The organism is Methylocaldum sp. RMAD-M (assembly GCF_017832375.1).
Taxonomy (GTDB): Bacteria; Pseudomonadota; Gammaproteobacteria; order Methylococcales; family Methylococcaceae; genus Methylocaldum.
In genome coordinates this window covers 53,309-70,744 of the sequence record NZ_JAFIBZ010000012.1, presented here as the reverse complement: position 1 = coordinate 70,744, position 17,436 = coordinate 53,309, and the positions used below count along the sequence as shown (strand labels likewise).

Here is a 17,436-nt window from a genome sequence, read left to right as displayed (position 1 = left end):
GTGGATGCCACCCCAACAGAAGTGTTCGGTGCATTAGGTCGAACGCAGAAACCAGCGGTGAGGACACCCGGACAACGTCTCCAGTGTGATGAAAAATCAGAATGTTAAACGTATTTAACTTTCGCGATACCTTGATCGAAGGGTATCGCACCTTCTCTCGCAGTTTTGTTCGAATCGAAGTCACCGATATCCGCGATGAAGTCGAGCGGCAATATGCAGAAGGCCGTTATTGGCCGGAGCCACTCATCCAGATCAACCCGAACTATCAGCGCAAAGGGACTGTCCAGCAACTCGCTGCAGAAGGACTTCTCCATAAGGTCTGTGCAGAGATATTTCAAATCGGGAAGACTGAAGGACAAGTCCTGCCGTTACAGCTTTACGCCCACCAGATGCAAGCAATTGCCAAGGGCCAAAATCGGCAAAGCTATGTCGTCACAACCGGCACCGGTTCGGGCAAGTCGCTTTCGTTTTTCATCCCGGTGATTGATCGGATACTTAAGGCTAAGGAGCAGGACAAGACACCGCGCACCCGTGCCATCGTCATCTATCCGATGAACGCGCTGGCAAATAGTCAGCTCGAAGAACTCGATAAGTTTTTGCATGATTACCCGGATGGACAGCGGCCGTTCTCGGTAGCCCGTTACACTGGACAGGAGACACAGACCGAACGCACCGCCATTGCCGATAACCCGCCGGACATTCTTCTGACCAATTTCATGATGCTGGAGCTCATCCTGACGCGTTTCGACGAGGATGACCGACGCGTGGTCGAACATTGTCATGGCCTGGAGTTCCTGATCCTCGATGAGTTGCATACATACCGCGGTCGGCAGGGGGCGGATGTCGCATTGTTGGTTCGTCGCCTGCGAGAGCGTTTGCAAGCCGATGCCTTGGTCTGTATCGGCACCTCGGCAACCATGTCGAACGCAGGTAGTCACGCCGACCGCAACAAAACCGTAGCAGAGGTGGCCAGCAAGCTCTTCGGTGTCAGCATTACCGAGCAGGATATCATCGGAGAGACATTAGAGCGGGTAACGGACCCTCTCAAGGACGTGTCTTCCATACAGGCGCAACTCTATTCGGCAGTGACTCGGCAGGTTTTTGAGTGGGGTGATTTTGACGCGTTTCGATCCGATCCCCTGGCAATTTGGGTAGAACTCAATCTGGGCATTGAACTCCCGGACGATGAGCCACCGCGCCGCGCCAAGCCCATGACGCTGCAAGCAGCCAGCCAGAAACTGGCCCAGGACTGCGGAAGCACCGTTGAAGAAGCGCGTAATGGTTTACAGCGTTTTCTGATTGCCGCACACGAGGTCCAGACCCCGCAAGGCCGGCCACCTTTTGCCTTCAAGCTCCATCAGTTCATCAGCGGCCCCGGTAAAGTGCTCGCCACGCTCGAAGCGCAAGGCAAGCGCCACATTACGCTGGATGCCCAACGCTTTGCGCCGGGCCGCCAAGACGAAGGCGTTCAGCTGTACCCTGTGCATTTCTGCCGTGACTGCGGTCAGGAATACCACCCTGTCTGGAGGTCAAGGCAAGACCCTGCCCGCTATCGGCCGCGAGAGATCGACGACATCGCCTCGGAGGACCGGGACGACATGGCGTATGGATTCCTATGTCCCGTTCGGGCAAGCCAACAGTACCGGGGGCAATTGGAGGACTTGCCGGAAACCTGGCTGGATCTCAGTCGAGCCGAACCCAAAGTCAAACAGAATTACAAGAAAGCCGTGCCATATCGGGTAACGGTCGATACGCAAGGCAGCGAAGGCGGCGGCGAACAGTACTGGTACATCCCCGGCAAATTCCGCTTCTGCCTGAGCTGCGGTCAAGTTCACGAAGCCCACGGCAAAGACATCAACCGCCTATCCAGCCTCTCGGGTGAAGGCCGCTCGTCTGCAACCACCATCCTCACACTCAGCGCACTACGTCAGCTCTTTACCGAGACCGAGACCGAGTCCGCACTCCCGGGACAACCCGATCCACGCAAGTTGCTCGGCTTTACCGACAACCGCCAGGATGCTGCCCTGCAAGCCGGGCACTTCAATGACTTCGTTTTCCTGCTGACTTTGCGCTCCGGACTGATCGGCGCTTTACAGGTCAGCAACGGCGAGTTGAATGAGGAGCAACTGGCGGATGCGGTCTTCAAGGCGCTGGGCTTTGACCAACTCGATGAAGCGACCCTCGTCGAGTACCTGCGCACGCCAAAGCTCATGGGTCTAGCGCGGCAGGAAGCACAACGGACGCTGCGCTTCATCATCGGCTATCGGCTGCTGCGCGATCTCCGCCGCGGTTGGCGATTCAACAACCCGAATCTCGATCAACTCGGCCTGCTCGCCATTCGCTACCGTAGCCTGGACGAGTTTTGCGCCGACGATTCGGCATTCACCAAGAGCGCCACGCTCGCCAAGCTGAGTGCTGGCCATCGTGCGGCTTTGTGTCAACTCATCTTCGATGCCATGCGCGGCAGTCTCTGTCTGGAAAGCCGCTATCTGGATGCCGTCGAGCAGGATAAGGCCCGCACCAGCGCCTATTCCTACCTGAACGACCGTTGGGCTTTTGCGCCGGACGAACAACTGGAAACCGCGAAGTATCTGATTCTCGGTAAACGCCCGGAGTACAGGGGTAAGCCACGGACCGACCTCGTTACCGGAGGGCCACGCTCGCGCCTGTTGCGCCGAATAAAATCGGCCGGCTTTTGGAAACAAACCGCCTTCGCCGGCCAGATTCCGCTATGGAAAGATCCGGAGTGGACTGAACTGGTTGAAGCCTTGCTTCAGGCTGCCAACCTATATGGCTATGTGCAAAAACACCCGATCGAGCAACAATTGGTCGGTTGGCGTCTGAATGCGGCGGCGCTGGACTGGCGCCTGACCGCCGATGAGATGCCGGTCGAAGACAGCCGCGTCAATTTATTCTTTCGCGAACTCTACCTGAATGTCGCTGATTTGCTGCGCCGGCCCGGCCACCCTCTGTTTGATTTCGAAGCGCAGGAGCACACCGCGCAGGTCGATGCGTCCCGCCGCCAATGGCTGGAGCAGCGTTTCCGCTACACCGAAAAGGATCGCCAGGACTGGGCCAGTAATCCGGCGCACGAAGCCCCGCTGGAACGGCTTCCCGTCATGTTCTGCTCGCCCACCATGGAACTGGGCGTCGACATTTCCGCGCTCAACACGGTCTATCTTCGCAATGTGCCGCCCACACCGGCCAATTATGCACAACGCAGCGGCCGGGCCGGGCGTTCCGGCCAGCAAGCCCTGGTCATTACCTACTGTGCCTCGTTGAGTCCGCACGATCAATGGTTCTTCCACCATGCCGACGAGATGGTGCATGGTGTAGTACGGGCGCCTACACTGGATTTGGTCAACCGCGATCTGGTTGAAAGTCATCTTCACGCGGTCTGGCTGGCATGCGCGCAAGTCGAACTGGATTCCAGCATCGCGCCCATGCTCGACCTCGATCAGCCGGACAAGCCGCTGATCAAGCATTACTACGACTGCCTCAATGACCCAGCGGTGCAGGAGCGGGCGCAAGAAGCTGCGGCCCGCGTTATCGATCAGCTTCGAAATGAACTCGATGGCAGCGACTGGTTCTCGCCGGCCTATGTTCGGCAGGTGATCGAACAAGCACCGCAACGTTTCTCCAAAGCCCTGGAACGTTGGCGTGTGTTATTCGATGCCACCCGCACGCAAATGAGCATGGCCGATCAGATCGTCAAGAGTCACACGGCTTCTCACAGCGAGAGGCAAAACGCCCAACGTCGTTATAGTGACGCAGCACGTCAATACGCCGTGTTGCTCAAGAGCGGTAATACCCAGAATTCTGATTTTTACACCTATCGCTACCTGGCCAGCCAAGGATTCCTGCCTGGGTACAATTTCCCCCGCCTGCCGCTGATGGCCTGGATTCCCGCCACTGGCAGCAAGGGTGGTACGGGCCAGGATGACGAAGGCAGCATGGTCAGTCGCCCGCGTTTTTTGGCGCTTTCCGAGTTTGGCCCGCGCAGCCTCATCTACCACCAGGGTCGGACGTACCGCGTGGTACGAGCCAAGCTCAACGTGGGGTCGGCCGACCACATCTCCGGCAACAGCCAGTTGGCCACCATCTCATCATTGATTTGCAGCCAATGTGGCTACGGCCATCTGGGCGAACCTGGCGGCGCTCACCCCGTGGTCAACACCTGTGAAAACTGTGATGCTCTGCTGACCGAGCACGACTGGGTACGCGAGCTTTACCGCATCGAGACCGTCGAAACCGTGCCCGTCGAACGTATTTCCATCAACGACGAAGAGCGCCAGCGCCAAGGCTTCGAGCTCCAGACCACCTATCGTTTCCTACCGGGGCCGGATGGGGTCGTCCAAAAGCGCAAGGCAATCGTCACAAGCGGTGACGAGATATTAGCCGAGCTGACTTATGCGCCGGCTGCACGCCTGTGGCGGATCAATCGCGGCTGGCGCCGCCGCAAGGACAAGGAACAACTCGGTTTTTACATCAATCCGATCACCGGCACATGGAGCAAGCAGGATGCCCCCGACGACAGTGACGAGGGCGGTAACGATGAAGCCCTGCTCGACAAGGTGCCTAATCAGCGCATCGTCCCATTCGTCGAGGACCACCGTAACCTGCTGATCCTGGCGCCGCTGCATCCATTACCAATTGAGACCATGGCCACCTTGCAGGCGGCGCTCAAGCGCGGCATCGAGATGACGTTTCAGATCGAGGAATCAGAACTGGTGGCGGAACCGTTGCCCAAGGCCGACCAGCGTCAGGCACTTTTGTTCTATGAAGCGGCGGAGGGTGGCGCAGGTGTTCTCACCCGGCTGGCCAGCGAGCCCGCCAGCCTGGCGCAAGTCGCTAGCAATGCCTTGCAGCTCATGCACCACAGAGCGCCGCAAGGGCTGTGGCAGCTGGACGAGTTATCGAGCTTGGAGCAGACCGACACCCTGGGCAACCGCATCTGCGAGGCCGGGTGCTATCAGTGTCTGCTCTCTTATTTCAACCAGCCGGACCACGAGCACATCAACCGCCGCGATACCGATGCGCTCAAGCTGTTGGTGGCGCTTGCCAATGCCGAGGTGCAACCGCCCAAGCCGGCGCAAAGCGCCGAACCGGCCGCCACGGCCCGAATTGGAGACAATGGCCGACTCGACCAGTGGCTGCAGGCACTTGCGGATGGCGGCTTGAACCCGCCGGACGCGACCCAGGTTACCGTCAATCAGGGCGCCGCCACTGCCGCCGGCCAGTACAAAGCTACCCGAGCACTGGTTTTTCTTGAACCAATATCGCCCGAGCTACAGAGCCTGCTGACCGATAAAGGCTGGCAAGTGCTCGACTTTTCCGATCCGGCCCAATGGCCCGCTCAATTTTCCACCCATGCCGACGTGTTCGGCCCGCACGAAAAACAACAATGACCACTCTCGAACACGACTTCATGCCCGGTAATCTCGTTCGCGCCCGGGGCCGCGAATGGGTGGTGCAAAGCGAATCGCGTCGCGACTGGCTGCGCCTGCGTCCCTTGGGCGGTGCCGACGACGACATCGTTGCCCTGATTCCCGAACTGGAATTGCAACCGGTCGAGCCCGCCACATTTCCCTGGCCGGAGCCCGATCAAGCCGGCAATCACGCCGCCGCCTTGCTGCTCCGCGATGCCCTGCGCCTCAAACTGCGCGCCGGCGGCGGGCCGTTCCGCTCATTCGGCAATATCGCCGTCGAGCCGCGCGGCTACCAATTGGTGCCGTTGTTGATGGCCTTGCGCCTGACAACTGTGCGTCTGTTGATTGCCGACGACGTGGGCATCGGCAAAACCATAGAAGCCGGCCTGATCGCCCGCGAATTGATCGATCGTGGCGAAATCGCCCGTCTGGCCGTGCTCTGCCCGCCGCATCTGGTCGAGCAATGGCAAAGCGAGCTGGAAACCCGCTTCAATCTGCATGCGGTAGCGTTGACGGCCAGTTCGGCTTCGCGCATCGAGCGCAACCTGCCTCATGGCATCAGCCTCTTCGATCATTACCCCGTGGTAGTGGTCAGTCTGGACTACATCAAGAGCGAGCGTCACCGGGAACATTTCCTCGCCATCGCGCCGGAATGCATCATCGTCGATGAGGCCCACACCTGCGCCGCCAGTGGGCAGGGCAAACAATTGCGGTTTGAATTACTGCAACGGCTGGCGCAAGATCCGCACCGCCACCTGCTGCTACTGACGGCCACCCCGCACTCCGGCGACGAAAGCGCGTTCTACAACCTGTTATCGCTGCTCGATGCGCGCTTTGCCGCGCTGCAAGGCCGCCTATCCTCCGGCGATCCACTGCGCCAGGAACTCGCCCGTCATTTCGTGCAGCGTCGCCGCAAGGACATCGCCGAATGGCAAGCGGAAACCGGCGACGGCCGAGGCTTCCCACGCCGCATGAAAACCGAGGTCACCTACCCGCTCAGCGGCGACTGGGGGGCATTCTTCGATAATGTACAGAGCTACTGCCGCGAGCTGGCCGAAAGCATCGAGCAGTCCGGCGGCGGCAGCGCCCGCCTGATCTGGTACGCCACGCTCGCCCTGTTGCGCTGTGTCGCTTCCTCGCCGGCGGCTGCGGTCAAAGCCCTGACCACCCGCCTGGAAGGCGGTGTGGAAACCGACGAACTGCTCACCGATGAGCGCCTGCACGATGGCCAAGCGGACGATCTCGGTAGCAGCGACCTCGAACCCCCGGCCCAATTGCAGGACGCCAGCCGCCTGCAAGCCCTGATTGCCGAGGCGCAGCGCCTCTCCGGCAAAGCGGGCGATCCCAAGCTCGCCGCGCTGATCCGGCATCTCGAAGCCCTGCTGGAAGACGGCTACCAGCCGGTGGTGTTCTGCCGCTACGTCGCTACCGCCCACTATGTGGCCGAGCACTTGCGCAAAGCCTTCCCGAAAACCGGCGTGGAAGCCGTGACCGGCGAATATACCCCGGAGGAACGCCGCGAGCGGGTCGAGGCGATGGAGGAAAACGAATCGCGCATCCTGGTCGCCACCGACTGCCTCTCCGAAGGGATCAATCTCCAACACCTGTTCACCGCCGTCATCCATTACGATCTCGCCTGGAATCCCACCCGCCATGAACAACGCGAAGGCCGTGTCGACCGTTTCGGCCAGCGCGCCGGCGAAGTACGCTGCACGCTGCTCTGGGGCCAGGACAATCCGGTGGATGGCTTCGTGCTCAACGTGATTCTGCGCAAGGGCGAGGCTATCCAGCGAGAGCTTGGCGTGTTGGTGCCGCTGCCCGAAGACGAAGTGCGCATCAACCAGGCCTTAGTCAAGGCCGCGCTGATGAAACGTAGTGAAACTCAACGCCAGGGGCCGCAGCAGATGAGTTTCGACTTCGGCGAGCCCGAGCGGATCCTCGCGCCGCTGGAAGCCCAGTGGAAGGACGCGCTGGAAAAAGCCAAGGCCAATCGCACGGTGTTTGCCCAGCGCCGCATTCGCCCTGACGAAGTGTTGCCGGAATGGCAAAAGCAACAAGAAGCCCTCGGCACCCAAGCGGATGTTCGGCGCTTTGTGCAGAGCGCCTGCGCCCGCTTGAATGCCCCGCTGGAGCCGGCGCCCAGGCAGCAATTCCGGCTATTGCCCCAGCATCTGCCTGAAGCGCTGAAGCAGCGCCTGGCCGACGAAGGCATTACCAAGCCGCTGCTCATCGATTTTCACGAACTGCACCGCAGCCATCCGCTGGTCTCAATACTGGCCGAACATTTGCTGGAAGACAGCCTGACCGGCGAACGCCCGGTCGCCGCCCGCTGTGCCGCCACCCTGACCGAGGCGGTGGACGTGGTCACCACGGTGTACCTGCTGCGCCTGCGCCACCAACTCGGCTACGTGCGCCGCCGCGAACCCTTCCAGATGATGGCCGAGGAAACCGTGGCGCTGGCCGTGCGAGGCCGTAGCCAGCCGCAATGGCTCAGCGACGACAGCGTGGCCCGGCTGCTCGAATGCACCCCCAGCGGCAACCTGCCGGCGGAAACCCTGCGGCGCGAAATCCGTACCGCGCTGGATTTTCTCGCCGGCCACCCGCGGCAACTCCAAGCGCTGGCCGAGCAGCGCGCCAAGGCCCTGCTGGAAGATCACCAGCGCGTGCGCGAAGCCGCCCGCGATATCGGCCAATACAGCGTCCAGTCCTGCCTGCCGGTGGATGTGATGGGCGTTTATGTATTGTTACCGGACGCGCTGTGAATGGCGAGTGGTGGTCGAATGCGCTATAAATGTGACCATTCTAGTCATGCACGGGAGGCTATCATGCATACCTGGCCGCTCAATGAAGCCAAAGCCAAAATGTCGGCGCTGCTCCGGGAAGCCCAGCACAGCCCGCAGGAAATCACCTCGCACGGCAAATCCGTTGCTGTCGTGCTCTCGCGCGAGCAATTCGACCAACTGGCCCAACGACAAAAATCCCTCGTCGAGTTCATGCGTCAATCCCCCCTTTGGGGCGATGAAGATCTTGCTCTGGAGCGGGACCGCAGCCTCACGCGAGAGGTCTCGTTTTGAGCTATTTGATCGATACCAATGTGCTCTCCGAACTGCGGCGCAAGAATCCCAACCCGCGACTGGTCGACTGGCTGGCCGCCAAACCCGCCAGCCAGTTATACCTCAGCGTGTTGACACTGGGCGAAATACGCAAGGGCATCGAGGCATGTCCCGATGCCTTCCGTCGTCAAATTCTGCTCGACTGGCTGGAAACCGAGCTTCCTGCATTTTTCTTCGGCCGCGTTTTACCCATCGACGCGGCGATTGCCGATCGCTGGGGGCGCGTGCTCGCCCGGGCAGGCCGGCCCTTGCCGGCCATCGACAGCCTGATCGCCGCGACGGCCCTTGAACATGACCTGACGCTGGTCACACGTAACATCCGCGATTTTGAACAGATCCCCGTCGAACTGTTCAATCCCTGGGATAGTCCCTGATCTTTACCCACCGCCCTCCAACATGAAGCGCATCCGCAAGACCGCCGGCGCCCTCAGCCTGCCGACGCTCACCCTCGAAGGCGGCCTGTTCCTCCCCGACCAGTTGGAAAAAGCCGCGCTCGGCGTCGCCCAGCACCAGACCGAGGCCGATTACGCCATCCCGAAAGGGCTCAAGCTCAAGGATGAATACGGCCGCGCCTTTCAGATCGCCTGTGCCGAGTGGAAGCACTTCGCCGTCCAGATGGAGCGGGCCGATCTGGACACGGCCGCTATCACCCAGAACTTTGTGCGCGAACTGCTGCGCGATGCCTTCGGCTACACCCAAATCCAGCCTGTATCCGATATCGCCGTGGCAGATCGCCGCTACCCGGTGTCGCTGCTCGCGGGCCAGGTGCCCATCGTCGTCGCCCCGCACCCGTTGGGGCTGGATGAGGCCGACCCGCGCTTCGCCGTGATGGCGAATGGTGAATGGCGAGTAGCGAATGGTAAGAAGGAAGACCATTCGCCACTCGCCATTCGCCACTCGCCGACTTCCCATTCGCCACTCGCTACTCGCCATTCACCGAGAAAGAAATCCGCCTTCCAGGCCCTGCAGGAGTTGCTCAACGCCAGCGCCGAACACTGCTGGGGCATGGTCTGCAACGGCAAGCAACTGCGCCTGTTGCGCGACGCCGCCACGCTCACCCGCCCCAGCTTTCTGGAAGTGGACCTGCAAGACCTGCTCGGCGGCCAGCGCTTCGCCGAATTCGCCAACGTCTGGCATCTGCTGCATGTCAGCCGGGCACCGCTCCCCTCCCCAACTGCGAGAGGGGCAGGGGGCGAGGGCGCCTGCATTTGGGAACAATGGCGTGTCGCCGGGCAGAAAGAAGGCGCCCGCGTGCGCAAAGGCCTGAGCCCGGCTGTCACCGAAGCCCTGCGTACCTTGGGCGAAGGCTTTTTGCAGCATCCCGGCAATGAGGCGCTGCGCGCCGCTCTCCACACCGGCGAACTCAGCAAGGACGCCTATTTCCAGCAACTCTTGCGTCTCGTCTATCGGCTGATCTTTTTGTTCAGCGTGGAAGAGCGGGGCTTGCTGCATGGCAACGACGACAGCCAGGAGGCGCTTGCCGCCCGCCGCGCCTATGCCGAAGGCTATGCGCTGGCCCGGTTGCGCGATCTCTGCCTCAAGCGACGCGCCCGCAATCGCTTCGACGACCACTGGCAGGCCGTGCGCATCGTCTTTCGCGGCTTGGCGGATGGCGAACGGCGATTGGCGCTGCCGGCCTTGGGCGGGCTGTTCGCCGTGAGTCAATGCCCCCATCTCGACGCCGCCGGTCTCGACAATGACCACCTGCTGACCGCCCTGAAACACCTGCGCTGGGCGAGTCACAACGGCGCCCCGGCGCCGGTGGACTACCGCAACATGGGGCCGGAGGAACTGGGCAGCGTCTATGAAAGCCTGCTGGAGTTTGATCCGAGACCAGATGCACTTCAAAAGACGTTTGAACTCATAAATACCGCTGGCAACGATCGAAAGAACACGGGCAGTTACTACACGCCGGACTCACTGGTGCAGGAATTGATCCAATCCGCCCTTGATCCAGTGATCGAACAACGCCTGGCTTCCAATCCTGCCCATCCCAGCGGGGCACTGCTGAGTATCCGCGTGATCGACCCTGCCTGCGGCAGCGGTCACTTTTTGCTCGCCGCCGCCCGCCGCTTGGCGGAAAAGCTTGCCCAGTTACAAAGCCCGGAGGGTGCAGTTACACCTCAGGACTACCGTCATGCCTTGCGCGAAGTCGTGGCACGCTGCATCTTCGGGGTGGACCGCAACCCGATGGCGCTGGAACTGGCCCGCACCGCCCTGTGGCTGGAAGGCTACGAGGAAGGCCGGCCGCTGTCCTTCCTCGACCACCATTTGCAATGCGGCGATGCGCTGCTGGGCCTGACCGATCTGAAAGCGCTGGAACAGGGCATCGCCAAGGACGCCTACAAGCCGCTTTCGGGCGATGACAAGGACGTGTGCAAGCGGCTGGCCAAGGCCAACGCCGTCGGCCTCAAGCAACTGGAACGCGACCTCAAAGGCAAGCAAACCCGGCTGCGCTTCGACGACGCGGATAGCCTGGCCGCCTTGCAAATCCTCGAAGCCCTGCCGGAGAACAGCACGCAGGACATCGCCGCCAAGGAAACTGCCTACCGCGATTTCTTGCAGCAGGCGAAGGAGAGCCGTCTCGCCCACGCCGCCGACCTCCTGCTGGGCGCCTACCTGCTGCCCAAAACCGCCGACCGGGAAACTCAAATCCCTACCAGCGCCACGCTGTATCTGGCCCTGTTGACCGATACCCTCGACGCCGGCCACCGGCGGCAATTGGCCGCGGCGCAGGCCGTTTGCCGCGAAGCCCGCGTGCTGCACTGGCCGTTGGCCTTTCCGCAGGTGTTCGCGACGGGGGGCTTTGACTGTGTGTTGGGCAATCCGCCCTGGGAACGGATCAAGCTGCAAGAGGAGGAATTCTTCGCCACCCGCCACCGCCACGTGGCCGAGGCGAAAAACAAGGCCGAGCGCGCCCAGCGCATCCAATGGCTCTCGGAGGGCATGCTGGCCCGCCATCTCTATCCGCAAATGGATCATCCGCCCCACGAGTGCGAGGCGGAACAGCGCCTGTACGCCGAATTCATTGGCGCCCGCCGCACCGCCGAAGCCGCCAGCCTGTTCGCCCATGTGAAGGGGGAAGACGGTGGTCGCTATCCGTTGACCGGAGTGGGGGATGTGAACACCTATGCCTTGTTTGCCGAAACCATCAATCAGATAACGGCGCCTCGGGGCCGTGCAGGTTTTATCGTGCCAACAGGCATCGCCACAGACGACAGCACCAAAGCTTATTTTGCCAATATCACCCAAGCTGGACGCTTGGTGAGCCTGTACGACATTGAAAATCGTGAAGCAGTGTTCGAAGACGTGCATCGCAGTTACAAATTTTGCCTCCTTACGCTAGGGGCTGCCGAGCAGGCGGAGTTCGTCTGCTTTGCCACGCAAGTCGATCAGTTGAAGGATTCTCGCCGCCGCTTCCGTCTCACTCCGGACGAATTCCGCCTCATCAACCCCAATACGCTCACCTGCCCGGTGTTTCGCAGCGAACGCGATGCCGAACTCACCAAGAAGCTCTACCGCGCCACACCGGTGCTGATCGAGGAGGGCAAGCCGAATGGCAATCCGTGGGGAATTTCCTTCATGCGTATGCTGGACATGGCCAACGATAGCCACCTGTTTGCCGATGCCCCCAGCCCCGGCCTGCTGCCACTGTACGAGGCCAAGATGATCCACCAGTTCGACCACCGCTGGGCGAGCTACGGTTCCGACGGAAACAGCGGCGATGTCACGCTCGACGACAAAAATGATCCGAGTTTCACCGTCACCCCGCGTTACTGGGTCAGCGAGGCGGAAGTCGAACAACGTCTGAGCGATAAGAACTGGTCACGCGGCTGGCTGATGGGCTGGCGGGATATTTGCCGGGCGACGGACGAACGCACGGTGATTGCGTCGGTGGTGCCGAGGGTTGGGGTGGGTAATCAAATGCCGCTCATGCTCTTTGCTGAACGGGAAAACAACTCGGCTTTTGCTGCATTACTGGGTAATCTTTGCGCCTTGGCGTTCGACTTCGTAGCTCGCCATAAAACCGGCGGCACGCACATGAACTACTTTATCTTCAAGCAGCTACCCGTGCTCCCCCCCGACCGCTACACCGAAACCGACCTCTCCTTCATCGTCCCCCGCGTCCTCGAACTGACCTACACCGCCCACGATCTGCAAGCCTGGGCCGCCGATCTCGGTTACGACGGCGAGCCGTTCCCCTTCGACCCCGAACGCCGCGCTCACCTCCGCGCCGAACTGGACGCCTGGTACGCCCGCCTCTACGGCCTGACCCGCGACGAACTGCGCTACATCCTCGACCCCGCCGACGTGATGGGCGAGGATTACCCCTCCGAAACCTTCCGCGTGCTCAAGAACAACGAGATGCGTGCCTTCGGCGAATACCGCACTCAGCGGCTGGTGCTGGCGGCGTGGGATCGATTGGAGAAGGGCGAATTGTCATGAAGGCTTTGTCACCTCCTTCGGATAGCCGTGGCGAAACCTATAGACATACTTACCATCATGGTAAATACTAGGAAAAACCTGAGCGCTTATGCCGGTACGCCGCCGTCGGACGATCAGGCCGACCGCCGCATCCCCGACGGCCCGCTGTACACAAGGGAGGAAGTGCTGGCCATACTGGCTACAGGCGAGGCGGCAATTAAGCTTTGGACGCAAAAGTGCATGCGTGATGTCCAAAAATACGATATGGAGCCCGCCGATGTCGTCGATCTGGTGAAAATCGCTTTGAATGGTGGAAAGTTCAAAGGGAGCCAGTGGTGTACCAACAAACCGGGCGGCGCCTGGGCGGCTTGCGACAGTTACCAACTGTTCTTTCGGCAATGGATAGAAACCGCCAACAAGCACATGGATGTTGAATATTATGTGAAATTTGCGATTGGGCGCTCCGGCAACATGATGTTGATCATCTCTTGCCACCCGCCCGAGGAGAGGTAGCCAGTATGAACCCTCAAACCCAACTTTGCCCGCTATGCGAAGAAGGACAACTGCATGAGCGCATGGACTTCAGCGAGGTTGAATACAAAGGACAACACGCATCGTTGCCTCTGTACTTTGCCGAGTGTGATGCTTGCGGATCGGAGCAGGGTAGCGCCGAGCACATCCGCCGTAACAAACGCGCCATGATTGCCTTCAAAAAGCAGGTGGACGGTCTGCTGCCTGGTGCAGAGGTGCGTGCGATCCGGGAGCGCTTGGGTATTACCCAGGCGCAGGCCTCGCAGATTTTCGGCGGCGGGCCGGTGGCGTTTTCCAAATACGAAGGCGACGATGTGATGCAATCCGAAGCCATGGACAAGTTGCTGCGGCTGGCGTCTGAGGTGCCCGAGGCATTCGCCAAGCTGGCGCGTGATGCGGGCGTGGAGATACCTGCGGTCGCCGCGCGTTCGGCCGACTGGCAAGCCGTGGATTGGCAGCCGGATCAGTCCAGCCTGGCGACGCCGCGAAAAACGCCCCGCCTGCGCGTGGTTCACAGCTCGAAACCCGAACCCGCCGCACACTACGAAAACGCCGCATGATCAGCGCCGACCTGCAAAAAGCTATCGATGGCCTGAAGATTGAGGACGTCTATCTGCGCGGTGCTTTTGCCCATTGCAGCGACGATTTCGACCCGAAATACGCTCCCGACCTTGCGGCATTGACGGTACAGCAGATGCATGCGGTCAAGCAGTCCACCCTCGTCGAGGTGGAGGGAGAAGGGCGGTTGCTGCGCGTGTTTATGGTGCTAGGCACGCGTTGGATTGAGCCATTACGAGAGGCCGAGGACCCCAAGGTTCTCGCGGTCATCGAAGCCGAGTTCGTAGCCGAGTATCGCCTGCAAACCGAACTCGCCCAGAACTGCATCGATGAGTTTGCGCTGAAAAATGCCAGCTATCATGTCTGGCCCTATTGGCGCGAATACCTCGCCTCGCAATGCGAGCGCATGCGCCTGCCAAGATTGATTATGCCCGCGGTTCAACTGCCCCATCACCGCCATGATGATCCCGCGGCAGAGTAAGCCGCCTTGATGTATTGGCCGTGAATCCGCTGCAACGCGCCCTAATCGAAAAAGTCGGCGTCGACAACGGCTTCGAACACACCCTGGTAGCCGACGAGCATGACGTCACACTGGCATCGGCGCGACATCCCACCCGTGCCATCATTTCTGTGCTGGACGCCGGCTTCAGCGTCCGTTTCACGTCCGGTTCCGATGCGCTGTTACCGGAGTTATCGCGTGGCTTCCCCCAAGCTCTTTGGGATAAGGGCGACTTCGTAGTGGGCAATGAGGCTGCGCTCGCCGCGCTGTTGCGCCGAGCGGCAAGTTTGTCACGCGCATTGCCTACTCAGGCCGCTACCAGCTATCGGAAGGCATTGGATGAGGAGTTGTCGGCTTTGCCCCCGGGATTGGCCGGGACGGAAATCGAACGCATGGTTCGCCAGCGTGTGGGCCAACAGAAATTCCGCGAAGCGATGTTGGAATATTGGGGAGGGGCCTGCGCGGTAACAGGAGTAGCTGTGCCTGAAGTTTTGCGCGCCAGCCACGCCAAACCTTGGGCGGAATGCGAGTCCGATGCCGAGCGTTTGGATGTGTTCAACGGCTTTCTGCTGACCGCCAACCTCGATGCCTTGTTTGACCGTTTCCTGATCAGTTTCGATGAAGGAGGTCGGTTAGTGCCATCGCCTTCTCTTGCAGAGGCCGATTTAAAGCGACTTGGAATCGTGCCAGGCTTGGAACTGCGCTGGGTAGCTCCTGAGCATCAAAGCTATCTAAGCTTTCACCGCGCCCGATTCTTGCTTTCTGTCAACCAAACAGCTGATTGCCAAGCGCTCGCTTCTGCGACGCAATAATGCAGGGCGGGGTTGAGGTGAGTTATGCTCGAAAGTTGACGGGGCGGCAAAAAGTCCTTGGCCACCGCTCCGAGCAACGTGGTCAAGATCATGTTTCCGGGCTTGTTCGGAGAAATTTGAGGGTTCGAAGAATTCAGAAGCGTTGAATTCATGAGTCACGGATAGAGATCGGATAGTTAAATGGTTTTAGGTCGCACAAATCTGATCTGAAGAGTATTTTTGCGAGAGGCTCTATGCCTGCTAACGGCATGGTAGCCCTTGGAGTTTTCACCATGAAGCTTCCGATCTTTGGATGGTTCATGCACCGGTCGCCAGCAGCCCCGGCTGCGCTGTCGCCTGAACCAACTGATTGCCGGCCAGCCGGCGCTTTGCCTGTCTTGTCTCCCCACGAGCTGCTGTTCAGTCGCCGGCAGCATGTCAACCTTATCGAGGAGTTGGCGGGCGTAACTCGGCATCATTTCCAGGCCTACTACGTCGCTGCCATCAACCGATTTGCCGAATTCGTACAGCAGCTTCCCGCCTCGGAAGCTCACCATCATGCCTATGCCGGCGGCATGCTCGATCATGGATTGGAGGTCGCTACGATCGCGCTGAAACTGCGACAAGCCTACCTGTTGCCGCCCGGCGCTGTGCCGGAGGACATAAACCACAAGCGCGATTTGTGGACCTATGCCGTTTTTACGGCGGCCTTGCTGCACGACCTGGCGAAACCGGCCGTCGACCAAGTCGTTACGGTATTCGACGAACGCGGCAAAGACTTCGGGCCGCGGGACCCCTGGACAGGCAGTCTGACGGACGATCCCCGTGCTCGGTGGTATCGCGCGGAATTCGTGCCGAAGCGCCAGTATCGATTACATGAAAAAGCTTCGCTGCTATTGGTGAATCGAATCATCCCCGCTGACGGCTTGGCTTGGCTCGCCGGCGACCGCGAGGCGTTTTCGGCGTGGCTTTCCTGTATCGGCGGAGATACGGCGGGGGCCGGAGCGATCGGCGAGATCGTCAATAAGGCCGATTCCGAATCGGTGGCGCGGAATCTGGGAGCGGAGCCGGGACAGCGCGCAGCGTCCGGTTCCGTCGTTCCGTTGCATGAGAAGCTGATCGCTGCCTTGCGGTTTCTGATCGACGAAAAGGAACTGCCGCTCAACCGAAACGGCGCGGCCGGATGGCGAGTCGGCGACGATCTCTGGATGGTCAGCAAGCGCACCGTCGACGCCATACGTTTGCATCTCGTGCAATCCGGACACACCGGCATTCCGACCCAGAACGACCGTATCTTCGATGTCTTGCAGGAACACAGTGTTCTGGTGACCTGCAACGATCGCGCGATCTGGCTTGCCGTGGTCAACGGCGATGGTTGGGCGCATGAGCTGACACTGATTCGAATTCCGGTTTCCCGGCTTTGGCCGAATCGGGATCGCTGGCCCGACGAATTCCAGGGTACCGTCACGCCGGTTTCCCCGCGTCGATGCGAGGCGCCGGTGCAGGTGGATAAAACACCGGAAGGCACGGTTTCGGACAAGTCTCGATCCACTCCAGCACCGGATATCCCGGAATCCGTGACTGCCCAGATGAATGCCGGCACCAACTCACCCGGCTATTCGGCCGATCATCAGAACTATGAGGTAAAGTTACCTTTGTCTTTCGCTTCTCCCGATGATCTCGGCGAAGCCTTCCTATCCTGGCTGGTTGCGGGAATTGCCAGCAAAAAGCTGGATTACAACAATCCGGGCACCCGGATTCATGTTGTACCGGAAGGCGTGTTGCTGGTCAGCCCCGGTTTATTTCAGGATTTCGCCAAAGAGCCCGATGCATCCGATAGCTCCTGGGACAAAGTGCAGAAGCGTTTCCTGAAGCTGGGCTTGCACGAACGGACCGCGAACGGCATGAACGTCCACCGCTATATCGTGACCGGACAGAACCGTTCGACGGCGATCAACGGGATTCTGGTGCGGGACGTGGGACGAATCTTCAGGACCACCAATCCCCAGCCGAACCCGCATTTACGGCGAGCGTCTTAATGAATCTACTGTTTGGATTGAATGATCCGCGGTCGATTTGCGCTGATCAGT

At 60.3% G+C, this 17,436-nt stretch carries 10 protein-coding genes; all 10 read left to right on the top strand.

What is annotated here, in order from left to right; translation table 11 throughout:
- Nucleotides 1-101: 101 nt before the first annotated feature.
- The 10 genes from JOD69_RS13290 to mobH all read left to right on the top strand — a co-directional run bounded on the left by JOD69_RS13290 (nucleotide 102) and on the right by mobH (nucleotide 17,385).
- Nucleotides 102-5,408: a DEAD/DEAH box helicase gene (locus JOD69_RS13290; RefSeq protein ID WP_086134183.1), complete on the top strand. Its 5,307-nt coding sequence runs from the start codon at nucleotides 102-104 to the stop codon at nucleotides 5,406-5,408.
- Complete coding sequence (locus JOD69_RS13285; RefSeq protein ID WP_086134184.1) at nucleotides 5,405-8,191, top strand: helicase-related protein; 2,787 nt, start codon at nucleotides 5,405-5,407, stop codon at nucleotides 8,189-8,191. The genes JOD69_RS13290 and JOD69_RS13285 overlap by 4 nt, the downstream gene beginning before the upstream one ends.
- 63 nt (nucleotides 8,192-8,254) lie before the next feature.
- Entirely contained in the window at nucleotides 8,255-8,503 is a 249-nt protein-coding gene (locus tag JOD69_RS13280) for a type II toxin-antitoxin system Phd/YefM family antitoxin (protein WP_077732396.1), read from the top strand.
- Entirely contained in the window at nucleotides 8,500-8,916 is a 417-nt protein-coding gene (locus tag JOD69_RS13275; RefSeq protein ID WP_077732397.1) for a type II toxin-antitoxin system VapC family toxin, read from the top strand. The genes JOD69_RS13280 and JOD69_RS13275 overlap by 4 nt, the downstream gene beginning before the upstream one ends.
- A 22-nt stretch (nucleotides 8,917-8,938) precedes the next feature.
- Nucleotides 8,939-12,988 carry an N-6 DNA methylase gene (locus JOD69_RS13270; protein WP_086134185.1) on the top strand — a complete coding sequence of 1,350 codons (4,050 nt, stop codon included), beginning with the start codon at nucleotides 8,939-8,941 and terminating at the stop codon, nucleotides 12,986-12,988.
- A 27-nt stretch (nucleotides 12,989-13,015) separates the two neighbouring features.
- Nucleotides 13,016-13,480, top strand: coding sequence for a hypothetical protein (locus JOD69_RS13265; RefSeq protein ID WP_205781051.1), 465 nt, complete (start codon nucleotides 13,016-13,018; stop codon nucleotides 13,478-13,480).
- 5 nt (nucleotides 13,481-13,485) lie between these two features.
- Complete coding sequence (locus JOD69_RS13260) at nucleotides 13,486-14,058, top strand: type II toxin-antitoxin system MqsA family antitoxin (protein WP_077732399.1); 573 nt, start codon at nucleotides 13,486-13,488, stop codon at nucleotides 14,056-14,058.
- The gene (locus tag JOD69_RS13255) at nucleotides 14,055-14,537 is read left to right on the top strand and encodes a preprotein translocase subunit SecB (protein WP_086134187.1); all 483 of its coding nucleotides are present in this window, start codon (nucleotides 14,055-14,057) and stop codon (nucleotides 14,535-14,537) included. The genes JOD69_RS13260 and JOD69_RS13255 overlap by 4 nt, the downstream gene beginning before the upstream one ends.
- A gap of 20 nt (nucleotides 14,538-14,557) precedes the next feature.
- The gene (locus JOD69_RS13250; RefSeq protein ID WP_086134263.1) at nucleotides 14,558-15,367 is read left to right on the top strand and encodes an HNH endonuclease; all 810 of its coding nucleotides are present in this window, start codon (nucleotides 14,558-14,560) and stop codon (nucleotides 15,365-15,367) included.
- A gap of 272 nt (nucleotides 15,368-15,639) precedes the next feature.
- Nucleotides 15,640-17,385 (top strand): MobH family relaxase, encoded by a 1,746-nt coding sequence (mobH, locus tag JOD69_RS13245; protein ID WP_168183815.1) that lies wholly within the window; start codon nucleotides 15,640-15,642, stop codon nucleotides 17,383-17,385.
- The last annotated feature ends 51 nt before the right edge of the window (nucleotides 17,386-17,436 follow it).

What these genes read in the sequence shown, in the direction of transcription:
- JOD69_RS13255 (WP_086134187.1), top strand. Translation starts at nt 14,055, where the DNA reads ATGATCAGCGCCGACCTGCAAAAAGCTATCGATGGCCTGAAGATTGAG.
- JOD69_RS13285 (WP_086134184.1), top strand. Translation starts at nt 5,405, where the DNA reads ATGACCACTCTCGAACACGACTTCATGCCCGGTAATCTCGTTCGCGCC.
- JOD69_RS13290 (WP_086134183.1), top strand. Translation starts at nt 102, where the DNA reads ATGTTAAACGTATTTAACTTTCGCGATACCTTGATCGAAGGGTATCGC.
- JOD69_RS13280 (WP_077732396.1), top strand. Translation starts at nt 8,255, where the DNA reads ATGCATACCTGGCCGCTCAATGAAGCCAAAGCCAAAATGTCGGCGCTG.
- mobH (WP_168183815.1), top strand. Translation starts at nt 15,640, where the DNA reads ATGAAGCTTCCGATCTTTGGATGGTTCATGCACCGGTCGCCAGCAGCC.
- JOD69_RS13260 (WP_077732399.1), top strand. Translation starts at nt 13,486, where the DNA reads ATGAACCCTCAAACCCAACTTTGCCCGCTATGCGAAGAAGGACAACTG.
- JOD69_RS13270 (WP_086134185.1), top strand. Translation starts at nt 8,939, where the DNA reads ATGAAGCGCATCCGCAAGACCGCCGGCGCCCTCAGCCTGCCGACGCTC.